Genomic DNA, 22468 nt, shown 5'->3' with positions numbered 1-22468 from the left:
GACCAAATTCGATCCTGATCACATTGTGCGTTAAGGGCAAGCTCCGCTGCAACGCGCATGAGCAGTAATTTACTTTCTTTTAACAAGCGTAGCCAGCGGCCGGCGATTTTCCGTACTGATTCAGCAAACAGCGTGCAAGAAAATAGGATAATGCCGATATCGACGACAGAGGCCGGTTGCTAGTATCACGCAGGCAAGAATCAGTGATAAAATGGCCTTGCGTCATGAAGGAATGAGATCCAGAGCGAGAATCTGTTTGTTCCCTCATTAGTTCTGGGTGCCTCCTGGCGGTTTACTCCGTATAATATTCAGCTTTTCATCAGGTTGGCGAAATTCACGGTGTGAGATGGGGATTGCATGAGCACAATAGTGTTGATATTGGCCTTAGTGCTTGTCTGTCTGATTGCCGCCGGTCTGTACCTGTGGTTCAAGGCCCGCAACCCGTCGGCGCTGGCGCACGCGCTGCCGTTTATCAAACCAGCCCACCGCAAGCTGACCGACGAAGAGCGCGCCGCGGTCGAATTCTACCTCAATCAGCAAAACAAGCTGAGCAACAAACTGTTGCCCGGCGGCGGCGCTACGCTGCCCATGGCCAAGCTGGCGCTCACCCCGCAAAGCGATAACGTTTATCCCGTCACGCACGCCATCACCCGCTACGGGCTGGCCAGCGACGATCCCAATAAATGGCGCTATTACCTCGACGCTGAAGAGGTGCATCTGCCGCCGTTCTGGGAGCCCTATATCACCGCCGACAACCATGTGGAAGTGATCAGAACCCAGACGCTGCCGCTGGTGATTTCGCTCAACGGGCATTCGCTGAAAGATCATATTCACGACCGGCCGCAGCCGCCGGTGGTAACCGCCGCGCCGACCAAAAACGCGTCCATCCGCAAGGAGGAGAGCGAGCATGTCGAGCTGGTCAATATTCGCAAGGAAACGCCGGAAGAGCATGCGCTGAACCGGCCGAACGGCATCCGTGAAGCCGTTATCATCTCCGTTGCGCTGCTGCTGCTGTTCTTCAGCCTGATAAGCCCGGTGCTGGTGATCCCCTGGATGATTTTCGTGGCGGTGCTGATGATCGCCTGGGGATGCTGGAATCTGTTCCGTCGCCCGGCCTCACGCGAGCTGAAGGAGATCCACTGTCTGCGCGGTACGCCGAAGCGCTGGGGCCTGTTCGGCGAATCCGGCCAGGGGCAGATCAGCAACATTTCGCTCGGCATCATCGATCTTATCTACCCGCCGCATTGGCAGCCTTACCTGACGCAGGACCTGGGCAAGACCACCGACGTGGACGTCTACCTCAATCGGCAGGTGGTGCGCCAGGGGTGCTTCCTCTCGCTGCATGACGAAGTGAAGAACTTCCCGCTGCAGCAGTGGGGCCGCAACGCGGTGCTGGTCGCCAGCTCGGCGCTGGTGCTGCTGTTGCTGCTGATCTATATCCCGCTCAACCTGCCGCTGACCCTCAGCATGGCCTGGCTGCAGGGCGCGCAAAAAGTGGAAGTGACCAGCGTACAGGCGCTGGAGGCCACGCCGCTGCGCATCGGCGACACGCTGAAAGTGCGCGGCAGCGGCATGTGCTATGTGCCGCCGCCGGCCAACGGTGGCGGCGCCGCCAATTTCGCGCCGTTCGACTGCTCCGGCATTTATTGGAACAACGCCGCCCCGCTGCCGCAGCCGGAATCGGAATCGGAAGTCATAGACAAAGCGACGGCCCTGCTGGCTACGGTCAACAGCCAGCTGCATCCGAGCGGCGCCGATCAGAAGGTCAACCCGCAGTTGGCCAGCGCCATTGAGAAATCCGGCATGATCCTGTTGGATGACTTCTCTGATATCGTTCTGAAAACACAGGATTTGTGTCAGGCAGAAAACGACTGCGTGCGGTTGAAAAACGCCCTGGTCAACCTGGGTAACGCCAAAAACTGGAGCGGCCTGGTGAAACGCGCCAGATCCGGCGCGCTGCAAGGCGTCAACGTGCTGCTGCGCCCGGTGAGTGCCGAATCGCTGGACAGCCTGACCAAAGTGGCCACGTCGTCGTTCATCTTCAATGAAACGCGTCTGGCCGCCGCGGCGCTCAACAGCCCGCCGCCGGGCGGTTTCCTGATCCGCAGCGACGAAGGCCGCCAGCTGGTCAGCCATCCGCAATCCTCGGCGCCGCAGAGCGAATACAACGCCCTCGACCAGTGGAATGAGCTGCAGCGCCTTTCCACCCTGCTGCTGCATACCCCGTTCCATGCGCAGGGGGTGATCACCAGCCTCAGCGTCGACGCCAACGGCACCCGCCACGTGGCGCTGCACAGCGAACCGGACATGATCACCCTGTGGCGCTACCTCGGTACCAGCCTGCTGTTGCTGGCGGTAGTCATCAGCCTGGGCTATAACGCCTGGCGGCTGGTGCAGCGTCGGCGCATCAATCAGCACCGCGTCGCCGATATCCAGCGTTACTACGACAGCTGCTTCAATCCGCAGCTCAATCCGATGTCGATGCGGCCGATGGCCTGAACCTGGCGTCGGGGCCTCCGCCCTGTCATCTGCTTATGCTACGCTAACGCTATTATTCTCATCTGCGGACCGCCCGTCGGTCCGCCCGTGGAGTTTTTATGGTTCCCGAGTTTGATTGGCCGCAGATCGATACCGTGCTGCTGGATATGGACGGCACCTTGCTGGATCTTGAGTTCGACAGCCACTTTTGGCTCAGCCTGGTGCCGCAGGCGCTGAGCGAAAGGCGCGCCATTCCGTTCGACGAAGCCCGCAATATCATTGAGCGGGAATATCAGGCGGTGCAGCACACCATGAACTGGTATTGCTTCGATTACTGGAGCGAGCGGTTGGATCTGGATATCTACCGCATGACCAGCGAAGTGGGCAGCCGCGCCCGGCTACGCGAAGACACCGAGCCGTTTTTACAGGCACTGCGCGACGCCGGCCTGCAAACCATTTTGCTGACCAATGCGCATCCGCACAGCCTGGCGGTGAAAATCGAACATACCGGCCTCGATCGGCACCTTGATTTATTGTTTTCCACCCACACATTTGGTTATCCGAAAGAAGATCAGCGTCTGTGGCAGGCGGTGCAGCAGCACACCGGATTCAATCCGCAGCGCACGCTGTTCGTCGACGACGGCGAGCCGATCCTCGACGCGGCGCGCGCTTTCGGCATTCGTTACTGCCTGGGCGTGCAAAACCCGGACTCCAGCACGGCGGAAAAAAGCTTCCAGCGCCATCCGTCGATGCGCGACTATCGCCTGCTGATACCGGCGCTGGCCAAGGGGGAAGCATGAAGGAAAAAGCGACGCGCGACGACGCGGTCCGGCTGGACAAGTGGCTGTGGGCCGCACGCTTCTACAAGACCCGCGCGCTGGCGCGCGAAATGATCGACGGCGGCAAGGTGCATTACAACGGCCAGCGCGGCAAGCCGAGCAAGATTGTCGAACTCAACGCCGAGCTCAAGCTGCGGCAGGGCAACGAAGAACGAACCGTGATCGTGCTGGCGCTGAGCAGCCAACGCCGCGGCGCCGGCGAGGCGCAGCAAATGTATCAGGAAACCGAAGCCAGCATCGCCAACCGCGAAAAAATGGCGCTGGCGCGCAAGATGAACGCGTTGACCATGCCGCATCCGGACCGCCGTCCGGACAAAAAGGAGCGGCGCGACCTGATGAAATTTAAATTTGGTGAGCCGGAATAACCCCTCACCGCAATGAGAGAAGATTATGTCCAACCATGACCAATTGCACCGTTACCTGTTTGAAAACTACGCGGTGCGCGGCGAGCTGGTTACCGTCAGCGAAACCTATCAGCAGATCCTGAATAATCACGACTACCCGGCGCCGGTGCAAAAGCTGCTGGGCGAGCTGCTGGTCGCCACCAGTCTGCTGACCGCGACCCTGAAGTTCGACGGCGACATCACCGTGCAGCTGCAGGGCGACGGCCCGCTGAAGCTGGCGGTGATCAACGGCAACAACCGCCAGGAGATGCGCGGCGTTGCGCGCACCCAGGCGCCTATCGCCGACGACAGCACCCTGCATCAGATGATCGGCAACGGCGTCATGGTCATCACCATTTCCCCGACGGAAGGCGAGCGCTATCAGGGCGTGGTCGGCCTGGAAGGTGAAACCCTGGCCGAGTGCCTGGAAGCCTACTTCCGCCAGTCCGAACAGCTGCCAACCCGCCTGTTCATCCGCACCGGCGAAGCGGAAGGCCACGCCGCAGCGGCCGGTATGCTGCTGCAGGTGCTGCCGGCGCAGGACGGCAACCTCGATGATTTCGATCATCTGGTGCAACTGACCAACACGGTAAAAAGCGAAGAGCTGTTCGGCCTGCCGGCCAACGAAGTGCTGTACCGCCTGTATCACCAGGAAGAAGTCACCCTGTACGAACCGCAGGACGTGCAGTTCCGTTGCACCTGTTCACGCCAGCGTTGCGCCGACGCACTGCTGACCCTGCCGACCGATGAAGTGGCGGACATGCTGGAGCAGGACGGCAATATCGACATGCACTGCGACTACTGTGGCAGCCACTATGTCTTTGACCCGGTTGATGTTGCCGCCTTGTATGCGGGTAATACCGGCGAAAGCGACAGGTTGCACTAAGTTATACCCCCTTCGGCGGGCGCGCCCGGCGCCCGCCAACGCCCGCCGTTTGCACGTTTGCTTTTTTCCGTGTGCTATCTCTCAGATCGTAACGAAATACCGCCTAAAACGTTAAATATTTGATACCCATCGCTGTTACGCACCGTTAGATCCCTACAATTGCCGCCAGAAATTCTGTGACCAAGGAGTAGTAACATGCGCGTTAAAGGTATAACCCCTCAGGATCTGGCCGCTTACGGCATTCACGACGTTAGCGAAATCGTTCACAACCCGAGCTATGAACTGCTGTTTAAGGAAGAAACAGACCCATCTCTGGAAGGTTTTGAGCGTGGGGTAGTCACCAAGCTGGGTGCCGTCTCCGTCGATACCGGCATCTTCACCGGCCGCTCGCCGAAAGACAAATACATCGTCCGCGACGACATCACCCGCGATACCGTGTGGTGGGCCGATCAGGGCAAAGGCAAAAACGACAACAAACCCCTCAGCCCGGAAGTGTGGGCCGATCTGAAACACCTGGTCACCGAACAGCTTTCCGGCAAGCGCCTGTTCGTGGTGGATACCTTCTGCGGCGCCAACGCCGACTCGCGCCTGAAAGTGCGCTTCATCACCGAGGTGGCCTGGCAGGCGCACTTCGTGAAAAACATGTTCATCCGCCCGAGCGACGAAGAGCTGGCTGACTTCGAGCCGGACTTCGTGGTGATGAACGGCGCCAAATGCACCAACCCGAACTGGCAGCAGCAAGGCTTGAACTCGGAGAACTTCGTCGCCTTCAACCTGACCGAGCGCATGCAGCTGATCGGCGGCACCTGGTACGGCGGCGAAATGAAGAAAGGCATGTTCTCGATGATGAACTACCTGCTGCCGCTGAAAGGCATCGCCTCAATGCACTGCTCGGCCAACGTGGGCGAGAAAGGCGACGTGGCGGTGTTCTTCGGCCTGTCCGGCACCGGCAAAACCACCCTCTCCACCGATCCTAAGCGTCAGCTGATCGGCGATGACGAGCACGGCTGGGACGACGACGGCGTGTTCAACTTCGAAGGCGGCTGCTACGCCAAGACCATCAAGCTGTCTGAAGAAGCCGAGCCGGACATCTACCACGCCATCAAACGCGACGCGCTGCTGGAAAACGTCACCGTGCTGGCCGACGGCAGCATCGACTTCAACGACGGTTCGAAAACCGAGAACACCCGCGTTTCTTACCCGATCTACCATATCCAGAACATCGTCAAGCCGGTGTCCAAGGCGGGTCACGCCACCAAGGTGATCTTCCTGACCGCCGACGCTTTCGGCGTGCTGCCGCCGGTATCGCGCCTGACCGCCAACCAGACTCAGTACCACTTCCTGTCCGGCTTCACCGCCAAACTGGCCGGCACCGAGCGCGGCGTCACCGAACCGACGCCAACCTTCTCCGCCTGCTTCGGCGCCGCGTTCCTGTCGCTGCACCCGACGCAGTACGCCGAAGTGCTGGTGAAACGCATGCAGGCCGCCGGCGCCCAGGCTTACCTGGTCAACACCGGCTGGAACGGTACCGGCAAGCGCATCTCGATCAAAGATACGCGCGGCATCATCGACGCCATCCTGAGCGGTGAAATCGACAAGGCGGAAACCGTCACCCTGCCGATCTTCGATCTGGCGATGCCGACCGCGCTGCCGGGCGTGAACCCGGAGATCCTCGATCCGCGCAATACCTACGCCAGCCTCGAGCAGTGGCAGGAAAAAGCGCAGGATCTGGCCGAGCGCTTCATCACCAACTTCGACAAATACACCGACACGCCTGCGGGCGCCGCGCTGGTCAGCGCCGGCCCTAAGCTGTAATTCGGTAGCGTTACCTCTTCAGCTAAGGCGCGGATCCCGCGCCTTTTTTTATTTTCAGCGATTGCTTTTTAACCAGCAAGGCGAGAAAATAAGTCAATGCAATCATTGATAGCAAAGGAGGTTTCAATGGCTACTATCACCGTCAGAAATCTGGACGACGAAATCAAAGAGCTGCTGCGTATTTCAGCGGCGAAAAACGGCCATTCCATGGAAGAGGAAGCGCGCATGATCCTGAAACAGGCGCTGGTGAAAAAGCCGCCGCGCTATGGATTGGGTACCTGGATGCATCAGCACTTCGCCGAATTTGGCGGCGTCGAGCTGGAGATCCCACCGCGTGACGCCGTGCCACCACGCATCGTCACCTTTGATGATGAAGATGACAACGCATGATCATTCTCGACACCAACGTCATTTCAGAAACGCTGCGCCCCAGCCCGTACTACAACGTCATTAACTGGCTAAATGAAAAGGACAATGACGATCTCTATCTGAGCGCCATTGTCCTGGCCGAACTGTTCAGCGGCGTCGCCTTCATGCCTGACGGCAAGCGCCAGCGGGATCTCAAGCTCAAATTGGCGGACGCTCTTGAATTGAAGTTCGAGGGGCAGATATTGCCGTTTGATGGGCTGTGCGCGATGCAATACGCGGAATTGACGGCAAGGAATCGGCTTCTGGGTAAAGCGATGAGCGTGCCGGATGCCCAAATCGCCGCCACCTGCCTGCATTACGGCGCCGCCCTGGCCACCCGCAACACCAAAGACTTCCTCCACTGCGGCATCGAGTTAATCGATCCGTGGCAGGCGCCGACCGGCCGTCGGTTGCATGAGGATGCGGCGGAATACTACGTGATGAGCAGGAAGTCCTGACGGGGCCGCAACGACGCGGCCCGCGCCAAGCGCGTCAGGCGTTTTCCCTGGCGGTTTGATGGCCGTTGGCCGACTCTTTTTTCTCCATCGGCAACGGAATATACGCGCGGATCAAGAGCCCGCCGCGTTCGCTGGTGCCGATTTCCAACTCACCGTCGTGCGCATCGATAATACGCTGCACGATCGCCAGCCCCAGACCGGTGCCGCTGGTGCTGCGCGCGCTGTCACCGCGGACGAACGGCTGCAGCAGGTGCTTCAACTCTTCCGGCTTGATGCCCGGGCCGTCGTCTTCCACCTGGAACCAGCCGCGCTGCAGCTCGCGGCCGCTGCTGACCTTGATCCAGCCGTTGCCGTAACGCGCCGCGTTCACCACCATGTTCACCGCAGCCCTCTTAATCGACAGCGGGTGCACGTTCATCATCAGCTCACCCGGCGACAGCGCGGTTTCAATCACCCGCTCATAGCCGCTTTCCGCCGCGACCACCTCGCCCAAAATGGCGTTCAGATCGCTGCTTTCGGTCGGCATCTCCTGCCCGGTGCGCAGATAATCGATGAACTGCTCGATGATGGCGTTGCACTCTTCGATGTCTTTATTGATCGACTCGGCCAGATAGCCGTCTTCGGCGCTCATCATCTCCGTCGCCAGCCGGATACGCGTCAACGGCGTGCGCAGATCGTGGCTGACCCCGGCCATCAGCAAGGTGCGGTCATCCGCCAGCTGCTTGACGCCCGACGCCATCTGATTGAATGCGCGAGTCACCGATCGCACTTCGGAAGCGCCATACTCGCGCAGCGGCGGCGGAATAATCCCCTTGCCCACCTGCAGCGCCGCATGTTCCAGCTCCACCAGCGGGCGGTTTTGAATGCGGATAAACAGCCAGGCGCCGCCGATCGCCAGCAGCATGATCGCCAACGTATAGCGGAACAGCGGAGAGAAGTCGCCCTGGTGGATTTCCGTCAGCGGCACGCGCACCCAGATATCGGGCTGCAGCCAGGTTTTCAGCCACACCACCGGGGAGTTCTTGTTCACCTCCACCCGCACATCGGTCGGCCCGCCGAGCTGCTGCGCCATCTGCTGGCTGAGGAACTGGTAGTGCTGCGCCCAGCGCAGGCCGCTCTCCTCCGCCGCCGAGTTGGTGTAGAGAGAGATGCCCAGTTCGCGGTAGATCTCGCGGCGGAACGCCGGCGGCACTTCCAGCAGCGTGCCGTCCTCCAGCTGCAGCCGATCGGTCATCAGCATACGCACTTCGTAGGCCAATACCTTGTTGAACTGCTGCAGGCTGGGCAGGATGGCGAAGTTCAGCACCACCAGATAGGTCGTCACCAGGCTGACGAACAGCAGGGTGACGATCAACAACAGGGTTCGGGCAAACGAGCTACGCGGTGAAAAGCGCAATCGCCTCATGCCTTGCTGCCGTCCGGGACGAACACGTAGCCGAGACCCCAAACGGTCTGGATATAACGCGGATGCGCCGGATCTTCTTCCACCATGCGGCGCAGGCGAGAGATCTGCACGTCGATGGAGCGCTCCATGGCGCTGTATTCGCGGCCACGCGCCAGGTTCATCAGCTTATCGCGCGACAGCGGTTCACGCGGGTGGCTGACCAGCGCCTTCAGTACCGCGAACTCGCCGCTGGTCAACGGCATCGGTTCGTCTTCGCGGAACATCTCGCGGGTGCCGAGGTTCAGTTTGAATTTGCCGAACGCGATCACCGCTTCTTCCTGCGAAGGCGCGCCCGGCAGTTCGTTAGCCTGGCGGCGCAGCACTGCACGAATGCGAGCCAACAGCTCACGCGGGTTAAACGGTTTAGGAATGTAGTCGTCGGCGCCGATTTCCAGCCCGACGATGCGATCAACCTCTTCACCTTTGGCGGTGACCATAATGATCGGCATCGGGTTGCTCTGGCTGCGCAGGCGGCGGCAGATGGACAGGCCGTCTTCGCCCGGCAACATCAGATCGAGCACCATCAAATGGAAGGATTCACGGGTCAGCAAGCGATCCATTTGCTCAGCGTTGGCAACGCTGCGAACCTGGAAGCCCTGCTCGGTTAAATAACGTTCCAAAAGTGCGCGCAGGCGCATGTCATCATCGACAACCAGGATCTTATGATTCTCTTGCATGGTATTACTCCCAAAGGCTTTATTGCCTGACTCGAATATTGTTAGAAAACCTTGCCATTTGAGACAGCGTTTAATGGTATGTATTCTAGACGAAATTGTTACAAAGCTTATTCTTTTCCCCATTTATCAACAATTTTCAGTGAATGTCGACGGGGGTTCGTCAAAATATCGCCCTTTATCAGCGCAATGTGGGGCCGCGGCCCAATTTTACGCAATTTCGCCACCGGCAAACCGCACGGTGGCGTTTTGACGGCGAGTCAGGAAGTCTGCAGGAAACGCGCCAGCTGCCGGCGCAGCTGCCGGTTCTCTTGCTGCAGCGCCTCAACCCGATCGAGCAACGTCAGCGCCATGGCGATCCCCGGCCAATCCAGATCCAGCTCGGCCCGCAGCCTGCGCGCACGCTGCAGATGGCTCAGCGCCGGGTAGTCGAACTCCCAGCTCGGCTGCGCCGGCTCCAGCGGCACGATCACGCCCAGGCCAACGATCTCGACCAGCTCATCCTCTGAAATCTCCACCCGTTGGCACAGTTCCACCACGGTGAAAGTGATCTCTTTCTTCATCATGTGCTTTACTCCCATTCCGCGCGCGGGTTGAACGCCGCCTGTTCAGCCAGTTCTCGCCACAGGGCGCTGGCCTTCTCGTTCGGCTTCGGCGGCATCACCACCTTGAGAATGACATACAGGTCACCGGGCTCTTTCTTGCCCGCCAGCCCCTTGCCCTTGACCCGCAGCCGTTTGCCGCTCTGGCTGCCGGCCGGCACGGTCAACGCGATTTTTCCGGTCAGCGTCGGCACCTCAATGCTGGCGCCGAGCGCCGCCTCCCAAGGGGCGAGAGGTGCCACGATGCTCAGGTTGTGGCCGTCAATCTCGAACAGCGGGTGCGGCGCGAGGCGGATGACCAGATACAGATCGCCGTTCTGGCCGCCGCCCACGCCGGCCACGCCCTGCCCCTTGAGGCGAATGCGCTCGCCGTCGCCCACCCCGGCCGGGATTTTCACGTTCAGCGTTTTGCTGGCTTCGCTCACCTGCCGCCCCAGCTCGTCGTACACCGGCAGCTTGTAGGAGATCTCGCGGCTTTGGCCATGCAGCGTTTCCTCGAGGAACAGCGGCACCTCCATCTCCAGATCCTGGCCGCGGAAGCCATGCCCGCCGTGCGAGTGCGAAGCGGAGCGATGCCCGCCCGCCGCACGCCCGCCGAACATGCTTTCGAAGAAATCGGAGAAGTCTTGCGCGTCGGCGCCGCCGCCGTGCCATGAAGCGCTCTGCTGATAGCCGCCGCGATCGCCGCGCGCCTGGCGGCCAAAGTTCGGATCGTTGCGGTGCAGCCGGACCTGATCGTACTCGGCGCGGCGCTCTTCGTCCTTCAGCACCTCATAGGCTTCGGCCAGCTCCTTGAATTTGCTCTCGGCGTCTTCTTCGGTGCTCACGTCAGGGTGATATTTACGCGCCAGCCGGCGGTAGGCCGTTTTGATGGTTTTCAGATCGGCGTTGGGCTCAACGCCCATCGTTGCGTAGTAATCTTTAAATTCCATGCGGTAATACCTTCAATGTGTTGGGTTGTGCGCCAAAATTCCTTGTCTCTCTCGCCAGATATCCTCCTTTCGTCACATTCCTTTTCCGCTATCGCTAAGCATACTCCCGATTGTTAAAAGCTGCGCAAACTGAATAACAACCGTGCGGCAACGCGCAGGCCCGCGCGCCATTTCTAAAGCCCCCCGCATTCACGTACACTGTGGCGGTGGCCCCATAAAGATAAATCACCATGAGAACTCAACTGATAACCCGTGAAGGGTATGACAAGCTCAAGCAAGAGCTGGATTACCTCTGGCGCGAAGAACGCCCCGAGGTGACCAAGAAAGTGACCTGGGCCGCCAGCCTGGGCGACAGAAGCGAAAACGCCGACTACCAGTACAACAAGAAGCGGCTGCGCGAGATCGACCGCCGCGTCCGCTATCTGACCAAATGCCTGGAGCAGCTGAAGATCGTCGATTACTCTCCGCAGCAGGAAGGCAAGGTGTTCTTCGGCGCCTGGGTGGAGGTGGAGAACGACGACGGCGAGACCAAACGCTTTCGCATCGTCGGTTACGACGAGATCTTCGGCCGCAAGGATTACATCTCCATCGACGCGCCGATGGCGCGCGCCCTGCTGAAAAAAGAGGTCGGCGACGTCGCCACCGTCAATACGCCGCTGGGCGAGGCGCAGTGGTACGTTAACGAGATAGACTACCCGAAGTAAGCTTTCAGCTTTTTCCGAACCGCCGCTAACGCCGCCGCCTGCGCAGTTCTCCACGCGGCGGCCGCGCGGCGGCGGCCCGCTCCACTGGCATTTTCCCCGATCAATCCGTATAACTGTCCCCTGTTTATTCACCGTTCTCAATACAGATACCAGACCTATGAATGACCCACTGAGCCGCATTATTGCAACAGAACTGCAGGCCCGGCCGGAGCAAGTCGACTCCGCCATCCGTCTGCTGGATGAAGGTAATACCGTGCCCTTTATTGCACGCTATCGTAAGGAAGTCACCGGGGGCCTGGACGACACCCAACTGCGCCAGCTGGAAACCCGCCTGGGTTATCTGCGTGAACTGGAAGATCGTCGTCAGACCATCCTGAAGTCGATCGATGAACAGGGCAAACTGACCGAACAACTGGCGGGGGCGATCAACGCCACGCTGAGCAAGACCGAACTCGAAGACCTCTATCTGCCGTACAAACCGAAGCGCCGCACCCGCGGCCAGATCGCCATCGAGGCCGGTCTGGAACCGCTGGCGGACGCACTGTGGCAGGATCCGCAACAGCAGCCGGAACAGCTGGCTGAACGTTACGTCGACGCCGACAAGGGCGTGGCGGACGTCAAAGCCGCCCTCGACGGCGCGCGCTATATCCTGATGGAGCGCTTCGCCGAAGATGCCTCGCTGCTGGCCAAGGTGCGCGACTACCTGTGGAAAAACGCCCATCTGGTGTCCAAAGTGGTCGAGGGCAAGGAAGAAGAAGGCGCCAAGTTCCGCGACTATTTCGATCACCACGAACCGATTTCCCAGGTGCCTTCGCACCGCGCGCTGGCGATGTTCCGCGGCCGCAACGAAGGTGTGCTGCAGCTGGCGCTGAACGCCGATCCGCAGTTTGAGGAAGCGCCGCGCGAAAGCCAGGCGGAGCTGATCATCATCAATCACCTCAACCTGCGCCTGAACAACGCCCCGGCCGACGCCTGGCGCAAGGCGGTGGTCAACTGGACCTGGCGCATCAAGGTGCTGCTGCACCTGGAAACCGAGCTGATGGGCACGGTGCGCGAGCGCGCGGAAGATGAAGCGATCAACGTTTTCGCCCGCAACATGCATGATCTGCTGATGGCCGCGCCGGCCGGCATGCGCGCCACCATGGGCCTCGATCCGGGCCTGCGCACCGGGGTGAAAGTCGCCGTGGTCGACGCGACCGGCAAGCTGGTCGCCACCGACACCGTCTACCCGCACACCGGGCAAGCGGCCAAAGCCGCCGCCATCGTCGCGGCGCTGTGCATCAAACACAACGTGGAGCTGGTGGCCATCGGCAACGGCACCGCTTCGCGTGAAACCGAGCGTTTCTATCTCGACCTGCAAAAGCAGTTCGGCGAGGTCCGGGCGCAGAAAGTGATCGTCAGCGAAGCGGGCGCGTCGGTGTATTCCGCGTCAGAACTGGCGGCGCAGGAGTTCCCGGATCTCGACGTGTCGCTGCGCGGCGCGGTGTCCATCGCCCGTCGTCTGCAGGATCCGCTGGCGGAGCTGGTGAAAATCGACCCGAAATCCATCGGCGTCGGCCAGTATCAACACGACGTCAGCCAGAGCCAGCTGGCGAAGAAGCTGGACTCGGTGGTGGAAGACTGCGTGAACGCCGTCGGCGTCGATCTGAACACCGCGTCGGTGCCGTTGCTGACCCGCGTGGCCGGCCTGACGCGCATGATGGCGCAGAACATCGTCAACTGGCGCGACGAGAACGGCCGCTTCAGCAACCGTGAGCAACTGCTGAAAGTCAGCCGCCTGGGGCCGAAGGCCTTCGAACAGTGCGCCGGCTTCCTGCGCATCAACCACGGCGACAACCCGCTGGATGCTTCCACCGTTCACCCGGAAGCCTACCCGGTGGTGCAGCGCATCCTGGCCGCCACCGAGCAGGCGCTGCAGGACCTGATGGGCAACGCCTCGGCGGTGCGCAGCCTGAAAGCGGTCGATTTCACCGACGACAAGTTCGGCGTGCCGACGGTCACCGACATCCTGAAAGAGCTGGAGAAGCCGGGCCGCGATCCACGTCCGGAGTTCAAAACCGCCACCTTCGCCGAAGGGGTGGAAACCCTCAACGATCTGCAGGTGGGCATGATCCTGGAAGGCTCGGTGACCAACGTCACCAACTTCGGCGCCTTCGTGGATATCGGCGTGCATCAGGATGGCCTGGTGCACATCTCCTCGCTGGCGGACAAGTTCGTTGAAGATCCGCACACCGTGGTGAAGGCCGGCGACATCGTCAAAGTGAAGGTGATGGAAGTCGATCTGCAGCGTAAACGCATCGCGCTGAGCATGCGCCTGGATGAGCAGCCGGGCGAAGGTTCACCGCGCCGCGGCGGCAACGCGCCTGCACAGACGCGCGACCACGCCAACCGTTCGGCGGGCGGCAACAAGGCCAAACCGCGCAACGCGGCACCGGCCGGCAACAGCGCCATGGGCGACGCGCTGGCGGCGGCATTCGGCAAGAAACGCTAAGTCAGATCCAACAGGGGGCGGAGCCTGCTCCGCCCCTTTCTGATGAATAAAACTTGCGGCATTTCTTGACCCGCCTCAATAAACCGTCATCTTTTTATTTCCCACGCCTGCGTGACCACCCTCCCATTATTCAGGCAACAACAATCCCTTCTGCAGCCATTTATTAACAACTTCGTTAACACGCATTTTTCATCTCGCGAATTGTGAGAGAAACACAAATGGTTACCGCTCGCATTATGGCGGAATAATGTTATCGAATTGCCTTTCGGTGGAAATAAATAAAGGGAAAAAACCATCTATATTTGCAAACAAGAAAACTCGGCTACAAATACGTAACTGATTTAACTCGCCATTCTCATTTGTTCCCCAGCGCAACCGGTGGTAAAACGTCGTTAATCAAGACAACGCCATCAAAAACTGTCGACGCCATAATAATTGGTTACAATACCCTTACTTTTTGTATTGAACGCGATAATGATAATTACTATTATTTGCGCTCACTTTATTGCATGACCTTATGGATGAATACCGCCGACGGCGTGGCATTTTCGCCGGCAACGTCCAATTATCATCAGCCCGATGCTCATCGGCACCCGGAAGGTTAATCACATGCAGCTCCAACCTAAACGCACGTATAAGATTGTCGGCTTTTCCGGTGAAATTGCGCCGGCCTACCGCCAGAAACTGTTATCGCTCGGCATGCTGCCCGGCTCTTCGTTCGACGTGGTGCGCGTCGCACCGCTGGGCGATCCGATAGAAATTAAAACTCGCCGCGTCAGCCTGGTGCTGCGCAGGAAGGATCTGGCGCTGCTGCAGCTCGACGGCCAGCCCTGAGCCGACGCGCTCTCCGTTTGCCGACGCGCCTTTGCGCCGGCGCTGTTCTCCTTGAAGACGACACGCTGAACTATGAAAAAACTCACCATCGGCTTAATCGGTAACCCGAACTCCGGCAAAACCACGCTGTTCAACCAGCTGACCGGCGCACGCCAACGGGTCGGCAACTGGGCGGGCGTGACGGTCGAACGCAAAGAAGGCCATTTCACCACCCCGCAGTCCGACGTGCGGCTGGTCGATTTGCCCGGCACCTACTCCCTGACCACCATTTCAGAGCAAACCTCGCTCGACGAGCAGATCGCCTGCCACTACATTTTGAGCGGCGACGCCGATCTGCTGATCAACGTGGTCGACGCCTCCAACCTGGAGCGCAACCTCTACCTGACGCTGCAGCTGCTAGAGCTGGGCATTCCCTGCATCGTGGCGCTGAACATGCTCGACATCGCCAAAAGTCAGCATATCGATATCGACGTCGCCGCGCTGTCGGCGCGCCTCGGCTGCCCGGTAGTGCCGATGATCTCCACCCGCGCCGACGGCATCGGCGTGCTGAAACAGATGATCGACAATCATCACATCAACGAACAGCAGGCGCTGGTGAACTACCCACCGCTGTTGCTGAAAGCGGTCGCCACGCTGAGCGACGCCATGCCGCAAACGCTGCCGGCGGTGCAGCGCCGCTGGCTGGCATTGCAAATGCTGGAAGGCGACATCTACAGCCACCGGCTGGCCGGCCCCGCCGTCGCGCTGTTGCCTGCGGCTGCCCAGGCGTTGCAACAGCAGCAGCAGGAAGACCCGGCGCTGGTGATCGCCGACGCGCGCTACCAGTCCATCGCCGCCCTGTGCGATGCGGTCAGCAACTCGCAGCAGGCGATGCCCAACCGTCTGACCGAACTGCTGGATAAAGTGATCCTCAACCGCTGGCTGGGCGTGCCGATCTTCCTGCTGGTGATGTACCTGATGTTCCTGCTGGCGATCAACATCGGCGGTGCGCTGCAGCCGATCTTCGATATCGGCTCGGCGGCGATCTTCATTCAGGGCATTCAGTGGCTCGGCTACACCCTGCACTTCCCCGACTGGCTGACCGTTTTCCTGGCGCAGGGCGTCGGCGGCGGCATCAATACCGTGCTGCCGCTGGTGCCGCAGATCGGCATGATGTACCTGTTTCTGTCGTTCCTGGAGGATTCCGGCTACATGGCGCGCGCGGCGTTCGTGATGGATCGCCTGATGCAGGCACTCGGGCTGCCGGGCAAATCCTTCGTGCCGCTGATCGTCGGCTTCGGCTGCAATGTGCCGTCCATCATGGGCGCCCGGACGCTGGATGCCCAGCGCGAGCGCCTGATCACCATCATGATGGCGCCGTTCATGTCCTGCGGCGCCCGTCTGGCGATCTTCGCGGTGTTCGCCGCCGCCTTCTTCGGCCAGGACGGCGCCGGGGTGGTGTTCTCGCTGTACATGCTCGGCATTGCGGTGGCGATCCTTACCGGCCTGGTGCTCAAATACACCCTCATGCGCGGCGAAGCCTCGCCGTTCGTGATGGAGCTGCCGGTCTACCACGTGCCGCACCTGAAAAGCCTGCTGCTGCAAACCTGGCAGCGGCTGAAAGGCTTCGTGCTGCGCGCCGGTAAGGTGATCGTGGTGGCCAGCATATTCATCGGCGGCCTGAACAGCTTCTCGTTCAGCGGCAAGACGGTCGACAACATCAACGACTCCGCGCTGGCCTCGGTTTCCAGGGTGCTGACGCCGCTGCTGCAGCCGATGGGCGTCCACAGCGATAACTGGCAGGCCACCGTCGGGCTGGTGACCGGCGCGATGGCGAAAGAAGTGGTGGTCGGCACGCTGAATACGCTGTACACCGCCGAGCGCATCAACAAAGAAGCGTTCGACGCCGCCAACTTCAACCTGCTCGATGAACTGGGCGGCGCGCTGCACGAAACCTGGGACGGCCTGAAAAATACCTTCAGCCTGAGCGTGCTCTCCAACCCGATCGAAGCCAGCAAGGGCGACGGCGAGATGGGCGTCGGCTCGATGGGCGTGATGAGCAGCAAATTCGGCTCCGGCATCTCCGCCTACAGCTATCTGATCTTCGTGCTGCTGTATGTGCCTTGCGTCTCGGTGATGGGCGCCATCGCCCGTGAATCGAGCCGCGGCTGGATGACCTTCTCTATTCTGTGGGGGCTGAACGTGGCCTACTCGCTGGCGACGCTGTTCTATCAGGCGGCCACCTTCAATCAACACCCGCAGTACAGCCTGACGGCGATCCTGGCGGTGGTGCTGGTGAATCTGCTGGTGCTGTTCGGCCTGCGCCGGGCGCGCAGCCGCGTCACGGTGCGCCTGGGCAACGCCACGCCGGCGGCCTGTTGCCAGAGCGCCAAAGGGAGCTGTCACTGATGGCCGGGCTGCTGCAGGTGCGCGATGCGCTGGCGCTGCGCGGCAGCGCCCAGGCGCAGCAGCTCAGCCACTCGCTGGCGACGCCGCTGCCGCTGGTGCAGGCGATGCTGGATCGATTGACGGCGATGGGAAAAGTGGAACGCATCGAACAGGATGACGGCGCCTGTCTGAGCGGCAGTTGCAAAAGCTGCCCGCAGGGGCAGGGGTGCAGCACGGTGTTCTACCGGCTGAAGGCCTGACGATCAGGGGCGCCATGACGGGCGCCCCTTTGCCGTTCAAGGCTTATTGCTTGTCTTTGTAAACTTCGGCGATGGCGCTGAATTTACCGTGTTCGCGGCCTGCCAGGATCACGTAGTATTGACCGCCCTTTTCGTCAGCCAGTTTGGACAGCTCTTCCTTGGCATCCATCGGTGACGTGGTTTCCGCCGTCGTGGTGACGGTGCCGATCTTCTCGTATTTACCCGGGTTCTTATCCAGATCTTCCTTGGTCAGCAGGGTTGCCGCCATGGAGCCGAAAGACACCGAACCCAGCACTGCCGCTGCAATAATCATCTTCAATGATTTCATGACACTAACCTCTCAATGGATAATTTATCTGTTATGAAAGCCGTCAAGAATCCATGCGTAGTACCGCAGGCTGCCGCGACATCCTCAGGCCTCGTTGCTTTCCCTGACGGGGCCTGTTTCCCAGAGACGAAACGCCAAAATGAAAAGCGCCGCACGCGGTCTTTTCATTTTGCAGCCAACGCATTGACTCACTAAGTATCGAACAGCTTTGTCTTTTATCCACCCGGCGGCGTTTTTTTTAGCGCCCTATCGTGCGATTTCCCACCGGATTCAATGTGCTGCAATAAACGCTTCGATCATCGTCACAAATTCATCGGGATGAGAGATAAACGGCGCATGGGCGGCTTTGGCCACGATCTGCGACGCAGAATGCGGCCAGGCGGCATCGAGCAGCTCGGCGACCTTGCGCGGCACCAGCCCGTCCAGATAGCCGTAGATCCGCAGCAGCGGCAGATTCAACGCCGCCAGCGGCACGCGCAGATCGGCGGTGCGCAGGATCTCCAGCCCGCCGTTCAACACCTCGACGCTCGGGGTCGGTTGGCTGAGCACCACCGCTTTCAGCTGGCGCGCATCCTGACGCGCGCTCTCGGTGCCCAGCGTCTGCAACGCCAGAAAACGCTCGACGGTGCGCTGGAAATCCAGACTCAGCTGATGCTGGAAACCGCTCAGCACGTCCGGGCGGATCCCCGTCCACTCATCGCGGGCGGCAAAGCACGGCGAGGAGGCTACGGTGATCAGCCCCTTGACCCGCTCGGGCTGCATCAGCGCCGCCTGGCTGGCCACCAGCCCGCCGAGCGACCAGCCTAGCCACCAGGCCTGCGGCGGGGCGGCCGCCAGCACGATTTCCGTCATCTGCGCCAGCGACAACGCGCCGAACCCTTGGCTGCGGCCATAACCCGGCAGATCGACCAGGTGCAGGCGAAAATGCGGCGCCAGTCGCGCCTGAATGCAACTCCACACTTCGGCGTTCAAGCCCCAGCCGTGCAGCAGCACAAGATCGCGTTCGCCCTCACCTATTGTTTGCCAGTACAGCGCTGTCATTGGTTATTGTCCTTTCATGCTTATCCGTCTCTGAGGCTCTATGCTATCAATCCGCAGCCGCTGTTGGCTATGCCGACAGCCGTTGAGTCTGATGCGTCATGGCATCTGCAGCTGCTGCCTGCGCCATCTGCCGGCCCACCCGCCGTGTTGCCCGCGCTGCGGATTGCCCGCCGGGGAAACGCAAATGCCCTGCGGCCGCTGCCTGCAACGGCCGCCGCCCTGGCAGCGGCTGGTGTTCGTCGGCGACTACGTTGCGCCCCTCAGCCAACTGGTAAAGAGGTTCAAGTTTCACCGCGCGCCCGAGCTGGCACCGACGCTGGCACGCCTGATGCTATTGCGGTGGCAGCAGGCGCGCAGAGAGCAGAATCTGAACAGACCCGACCTGATTTTAGCGGTACCCTTGCATACATCACGCTGTTGGCGCCGTGGTTATAACCAGAGCGATCTGCTGGCCCGGCCGCTGGCGCGCTGGCTGGGCTGCGCCTATCGGCCCGCCGCTTTGCGCCGGGTGCGCAAGACAGCCCTGCAACAGCGGCTGAGCGCCGGAGCGCGCAGGCGCAATTTGCAGCGCGCTTTCACCTGCACGGTGCCGGTCGCCGGCCGGCATATCGCCCTGGTGGATGACGTGGTGACCACCGGCAGCACCGTCGCGGAAATCGCGGCGCTGTTGCGGCGGCAAGGCGCCGCCTCGGTGCAGATATGGTGCGTTTGCCGCACGTTGTAGTGCCACGGCAATGGGCGTATTATAACCGACTATAGAAGTCAACTATTGAGCTAATGCTATGATCCGTATAACAGATGCTGCACAGGAACACTTTGCCAAACTGCTGGCAAATCAAGAAGAAGGCACCCAAATCCGCGTATTCGTGATCAACCCGGGCACGCCGACGGCCGAATGCGGTGTCTCTTATTGCCCGCCGGACGCGGTAGAAGCGACGGATACCGAACTGAAGTTCGACAAACTGTCCGCCTATGTCGATGAGCTGAGCGCGCCGTATCTGGAAGACGCCGAAATCGACTTCGTGACCGACCAGCTGGGTTCTCAGCTGACGCTGAAAGCGCCAAACGCCAAGATGCGCAAGGTCGATGACGACGCGCCGCTGATGGAGCGCGTGGAATACGTGCTGCAGTCGCAGATCAACCCACAGCTGGCGGGCCACGGCGGCCGCGTGACGCTGATGGAGATCACCGACGACAACATGGCGATCCTGCAGTTCGGCGGCGGCTGTAACGGCTGTTCGATGGTCGACGTCACGCTGAAAGAAGGCATCGAGAAAGAGCTGCTGCAGAAATTCCCGGAGCTGAAAGGCGTGCGCGATTTGACCGAGCACCAGCGCGGCGAGCACTCCTATTACTGATCCCCGGCGCTCGCGCCGCGGTGGATAACACAATGCCGGAAGGGGGAAACCCGTTCCGGCATTGTCGTTTTCAGCCCACCGACACCTTGCGCCGCCGTTTGTCCAAATCCTTCAGCAACCGGTTTATCCGCGGATCGGCGAACATCTCCTCCAGCGTTTCGGTCAGCTTGCGCCGCCAGTTAGGGTATTGATCGCTGGTGCCGGGAATATTGACCGGATCGGCCATGTCCAGCCAGTCTTCCGGCTGCAGGCCGAGCAGGGCGCTGGCGCTGTCGGCGACATAACGCTGCAGCCCGCGGTTGAGCAGCGGGCTCATGCCGAGCAGCGCCGCCTTCTTGCCCACCTTCTGCGGCACGCAACCATAGCGATGCAACCCGTCCAGCAGCCCCTGCTTGGCGCGTTCCCGATCGGCGAACAGCGCCCGCAGGATCTCCGCATCCGGGTAAAGGCCCAGCCGGTTGCCGAGCGTCAGATCGTCGCTTTGCCAGTAGCCGCGCAGCGTCGGCAGATCGTGGGTGGTGATGGTCGCCATCGCCTGCACCGGATAGGCCTGCGGCGCGCGGAAATGGTGTTCGCCGTCGCTTTCGAAATACAGCACTTTGTAGGAATAGACGCCGCTGTCGCGCAGCTTGCCGACGATCTCCACCGGCACCGTGCCGAGATCCTCGCCGATCACCATGCAGCGGTGGCGCTGGCTTTCCAGCGCCAGCACCGCCAGCAGATCGTCCACCGGGTATTTGACGTAGGCACCGCGATCGGCGGTTTCGCCATACGGGATCCACCACAGCCGCAGCAGCGCCATGACGTGATCGATGCGCAGCGCGCCGCAGCTGGTCATGTTGGCGCGCAAAAGATCGATGAACGGCTGATAACCGCGCGCCGCCATCACGTGCGGATCCATCGGCGGCAACCCCCAGTTTTGCCCCAGCGGCCCCAGGATGTCCGGCGGCGCGCCGACCGACGCTTTCAGGCAGTACAGTTCGCGGTCACACCAGGTTTCCGCCCCGCCTTCCGCCACCCCGACCGCCAGATCGCGATACAGGCCAATCGGCATCTGCTGCTGCCGGCTCTGTTCGAAACACTGCGCGAACTGCGTGGCCGCCAGCCACTGCAGCCACAGGTAAAAGCGGACCGCGTCCTGATGCTCATCGCAGAACTGCCGCACCGCTTCGCTCTGCCCACGCCGATAACGCTCGGGCCAGGCCGGCCACCCCCACTGGCTGGCGTCTTTGGCCGCCAGGTGGGCATGCAGCGCGTCGAACGCCGCCTGCTGATACAGGCTTTCGCCGCCCTCAGTCACGAACCATTCGAACGCCTGACGCTGCGCGTCGTTCGGCTTGCGCGCCTGAAACAGCGGGAACGCCAGCTTCAGCCCCGCCAGCTTCAGCTGCATCACGGCGGTGTAATCCACCCACTCCGCGGCGCGCGCCTTGGCCAGCTGCTTCTGCGTCGCCGGCTTCTGCCACCAGCGCTGCGCCGCGTCGCTGCGCTGGAAATCCTCCACCGCGTTGACGTCGATATACGCCAGATTCAACCAGCGGCGCGACGAGGGGCTGTAGGGGCTGGCGCTCTCCGGGTTGGCCGGATACAGCGCATGGATCGGATTGAGGCCAACGAAAGCGCCGCCGCGTTCCCCCACCTGCTCCACCATCAGGCGCAGATCGCCGAAATCGCCGATGCCCCAGTTGCGATCGGAACGCAGCGTATACAGCTGAACGCAGGCGCCCCACAGCTTCTTGCCGGTCAGCAAGGCGTTCGGCTCGAAGCAGCGCCTCGGCGCGACGATCACTCGGCATGACCACTGCCGCGCGCCCTGGCTCAGCGTCAATTGGTGATAGCCCGCCGGCAGATCGCCCGGCAGCGTCAGGGTCTTGCGCGCGCCGACGCGCCCCTGCAGGCATTCGCCGTCTTCACGCTGCAGCGCCCACAGGTACTCGCCTTCGCCCGCCGGGGTCAACGCCAACGGCGCGCCCTGATAGAACACCTTGACCGCCGGTAACGGCGACGCCGCCCCTTCCTGCGCGGCTTCGGCCCAATTCATGGCCGCCAGCAGCTTGCGCTTGGTCTCCGGTTCAATCGCCTGCCGCTTGCCGTGGGCATTGATGAAATCGGCGGCGATCCCCGCCTGTGCCGCCGCCTGATCGATACGCTTGCGATCCATTCGTT

Annotated in this window: 21 protein-coding genes; 14 read left to right on the top strand and 7 right to left on the bottom strand. The window is 61.1% G+C overall.

What is annotated here, in order from left to right; all coding sequences use genetic code 11:
* The first annotated feature begins 357 nt into the window (after window positions 1-357).
* From REA38_RS20345 to REA38_RS20315, 7 genes are all read left to right on the top strand, one after another.
* Window positions 358-2499, top strand: coding sequence for an intracellular growth attenuator family protein (locus REA38_RS20345; protein ID WP_308886529.1), 2142 nt, complete (start codon window positions 358-360; stop codon window positions 2497-2499).
* 98 nt (window positions 2500-2597) lie between these two features.
* Window positions 2598-3278 (top strand): GMP/IMP nucleotidase, encoded by a 681-nt coding sequence (yrfG, locus tag REA38_RS20340; RefSeq protein ID WP_033636308.1) that lies wholly within the window; start codon window positions 2598-2600, stop codon window positions 3276-3278.
* Window positions 3275-3682 (top strand): ribosome-associated heat shock protein Hsp15, encoded by a 408-nt coding sequence (gene hslR, locus REA38_RS20335; RefSeq protein WP_033636309.1) that lies wholly within the window; start codon window positions 3275-3277, stop codon window positions 3680-3682. Before yrfG ends, hslR begins: the two co-directional genes overlap by 4 nt.
* A gap of 25 nt (window positions 3683-3707) precedes the next feature.
* Window positions 3708-4586 (top strand): Hsp33 family molecular chaperone HslO, encoded by an 879-nt coding sequence (hslO, locus tag REA38_RS20330; protein ID WP_033636310.1) that lies wholly within the window; start codon window positions 3708-3710, stop codon window positions 4584-4586.
* Window positions 4587-4781: 195 nt separating this feature from the next.
* Window positions 4782-6401: a phosphoenolpyruvate carboxykinase (ATP) gene (gene pckA, locus REA38_RS20325; RefSeq protein WP_015379308.1), complete on the top strand. Its 1620-nt coding sequence runs from the start codon at window positions 4782-4784 to the stop codon at window positions 6399-6401.
* Between the two features lie 126 nt (window positions 6402-6527).
* The gene (locus REA38_RS20320) at window positions 6528-6791 is read left to right on the top strand and encodes a plasmid stability protein (RefSeq protein ID WP_004930730.1); all 264 of its coding nucleotides are present in this window, start codon (window positions 6528-6530) and stop codon (window positions 6789-6791) included.
* On the top strand, window positions 6788-7267 hold the full coding sequence (locus REA38_RS20315) for a type II toxin-antitoxin system VapC family toxin (RefSeq protein WP_308886528.1): 480 nt from the start codon (window positions 6788-6790) through the stop codon (window positions 7265-7267). Before REA38_RS20320 ends, REA38_RS20315 begins: the two co-directional genes overlap by 4 nt.
* A gap of 34 nt (window positions 7268-7301) precedes the next feature.
* Here REA38_RS20315 and envZ read toward each other — a convergent pair whose 3' ends face one another.
* The 4 genes from envZ to cbpA all read right to left on the bottom strand — a co-directional run bounded on the left by envZ (window position 7302) and on the right by cbpA (window position 10919).
* On the bottom strand, window positions 7302-8672 hold the full coding sequence (gene envZ / locus REA38_RS20310) for a two-component system sensor histidine kinase EnvZ (protein WP_033636312.1): 1371 nt from the start codon (window positions 8670-8672) through the stop codon (window positions 7302-7304).
* The gene (gene ompR / locus REA38_RS20305; RefSeq protein WP_004709363.1) at window positions 8669-9388 is read right to left on the bottom strand and encodes a two-component system response regulator OmpR; all 720 of its coding nucleotides are present in this window, start codon (window positions 9386-9388) and stop codon (window positions 8669-8671) included. The genes envZ and ompR overlap by 4 nt, the downstream gene beginning before the upstream one ends.
* Before the next feature lie 257 nt (window positions 9389-9645).
* The gene (locus REA38_RS20300; RefSeq protein ID WP_033636313.1) at window positions 9646-9951 is read right to left on the bottom strand and encodes a chaperone modulator CbpM; all 306 of its coding nucleotides are present in this window, start codon (window positions 9949-9951) and stop codon (window positions 9646-9648) included.
* Window positions 9952-9956: 5 nt separating this feature from the next.
* Window positions 9957-10919: a curved DNA-binding protein gene (cbpA, locus tag REA38_RS20295; RefSeq protein ID WP_103773127.1), complete on the bottom strand. Its 963-nt coding sequence runs from the start codon at window positions 10917-10919 to the stop codon at window positions 9957-9959.
* A gap of 230 nt (window positions 10920-11149) precedes the next feature.
* Here cbpA and greB point away from each other — a divergent pair, with 230 nt between their 5' ends.
* The 5 genes from greB (at window position 11150) to REA38_RS20270 (ending at window position 17575) form a co-directional block, all read left to right on the top strand.
* On the top strand, window positions 11150-11623 hold the full coding sequence (gene greB, locus REA38_RS20290) for a transcription elongation factor GreB (RefSeq protein ID WP_033636315.1): 474 nt from the start codon (window positions 11150-11152) through the stop codon (window positions 11621-11623).
* A 157-nt stretch (window positions 11624-11780) separates the two neighbouring features.
* A complete protein-coding gene (locus REA38_RS20285) occupies window positions 11781-14114 on the top strand; it encodes a Tex family protein (protein WP_033649332.1) in 2334 nt (777 codons plus the stop codon).
* A gap of 609 nt (window positions 14115-14723) precedes the next feature.
* On the top strand, window positions 14724-14948 hold the full coding sequence (gene feoA / locus REA38_RS20280) for a ferrous iron transporter A (RefSeq protein ID WP_025304553.1): 225 nt from the start codon (window positions 14724-14726) through the stop codon (window positions 14946-14948).
* Between the two features lie 72 nt (window positions 14949-15020).
* The gene (feoB, locus tag REA38_RS20275; RefSeq protein ID WP_308886526.1) at window positions 15021-17336 is read left to right on the top strand and encodes a Fe(2+) transporter permease subunit FeoB; all 2316 of its coding nucleotides are present in this window, start codon (window positions 15021-15023) and stop codon (window positions 17334-17336) included.
* Complete coding sequence (locus tag REA38_RS20270; protein WP_033636318.1) at window positions 17336-17575, top strand: FeoC-like transcriptional regulator; 240 nt, start codon at window positions 17336-17338, stop codon at window positions 17573-17575. The genes feoB and REA38_RS20270 overlap by 1 nt, the downstream gene beginning before the upstream one ends.
* A 43-nt stretch (window positions 17576-17618) precedes the next feature.
* Here REA38_RS20270 and REA38_RS20265 read toward each other — a convergent pair whose 3' ends face one another.
* Window positions 17619-17903: a YdgH/BhsA/McbA-like domain containing protein gene (locus REA38_RS20265; protein ID WP_004930765.1), complete on the bottom strand. Its 285-nt coding sequence runs from the start codon at window positions 17901-17903 to the stop codon at window positions 17619-17621.
* 270 nt (window positions 17904-18173) lie between these two features.
* The gene (bioH, locus tag REA38_RS20260) at window positions 18174-18944 is read right to left on the bottom strand and encodes a pimeloyl-ACP methyl ester esterase BioH (RefSeq protein WP_308886525.1); all 771 of its coding nucleotides are present in this window, start codon (window positions 18942-18944) and stop codon (window positions 18174-18176) included.
* A 40-nt stretch (window positions 18945-18984) separates the two neighbouring features.
* Here bioH and gntX point away from each other — a divergent pair, with 40 nt between their 5' ends.
* Window positions 18985-19668, top strand: coding sequence for a DNA utilization protein GntX (gntX, locus tag REA38_RS20255; protein ID WP_049213051.1), 684 nt, complete (start codon window positions 18985-18987; stop codon window positions 19666-19668).
* A gap of 58 nt (window positions 19669-19726) precedes the next feature.
* On the top strand, window positions 19727-20302 hold the full coding sequence (gene nfuA, locus REA38_RS20250) for a Fe-S biogenesis protein NfuA (protein ID WP_004930777.1): 576 nt from the start codon (window positions 19727-19729) through the stop codon (window positions 20300-20302).
* 70 nt (window positions 20303-20372) lie between these two features.
* On the opposite strand, the gene malQ is transcribed toward nfuA, so the two are convergent.
* Window positions 20373-22463 carry a 4-alpha-glucanotransferase gene (malQ, locus tag REA38_RS20245; protein ID WP_033655247.1) on the bottom strand — a complete coding sequence of 697 codons (2091 nt, stop codon included), beginning with the start codon at window positions 22461-22463 and terminating at the stop codon, window positions 20373-20375.
* Window positions 22464-22468: the final 5 nt, after the last annotated feature.

The organism is Serratia sp. MF1(2023), from assembly GCF_030954545.1.
GTDB classification, from domain to species: Bacteria; Pseudomonadota; Gammaproteobacteria; order Enterobacterales; family Enterobacteriaceae; genus Serratia; species Serratia sarumanii.
The sequence above is the reverse complement of the archived record's forward strand: the minus strand, read 5'-3'. Positions and strand labels throughout refer to the sequence as shown.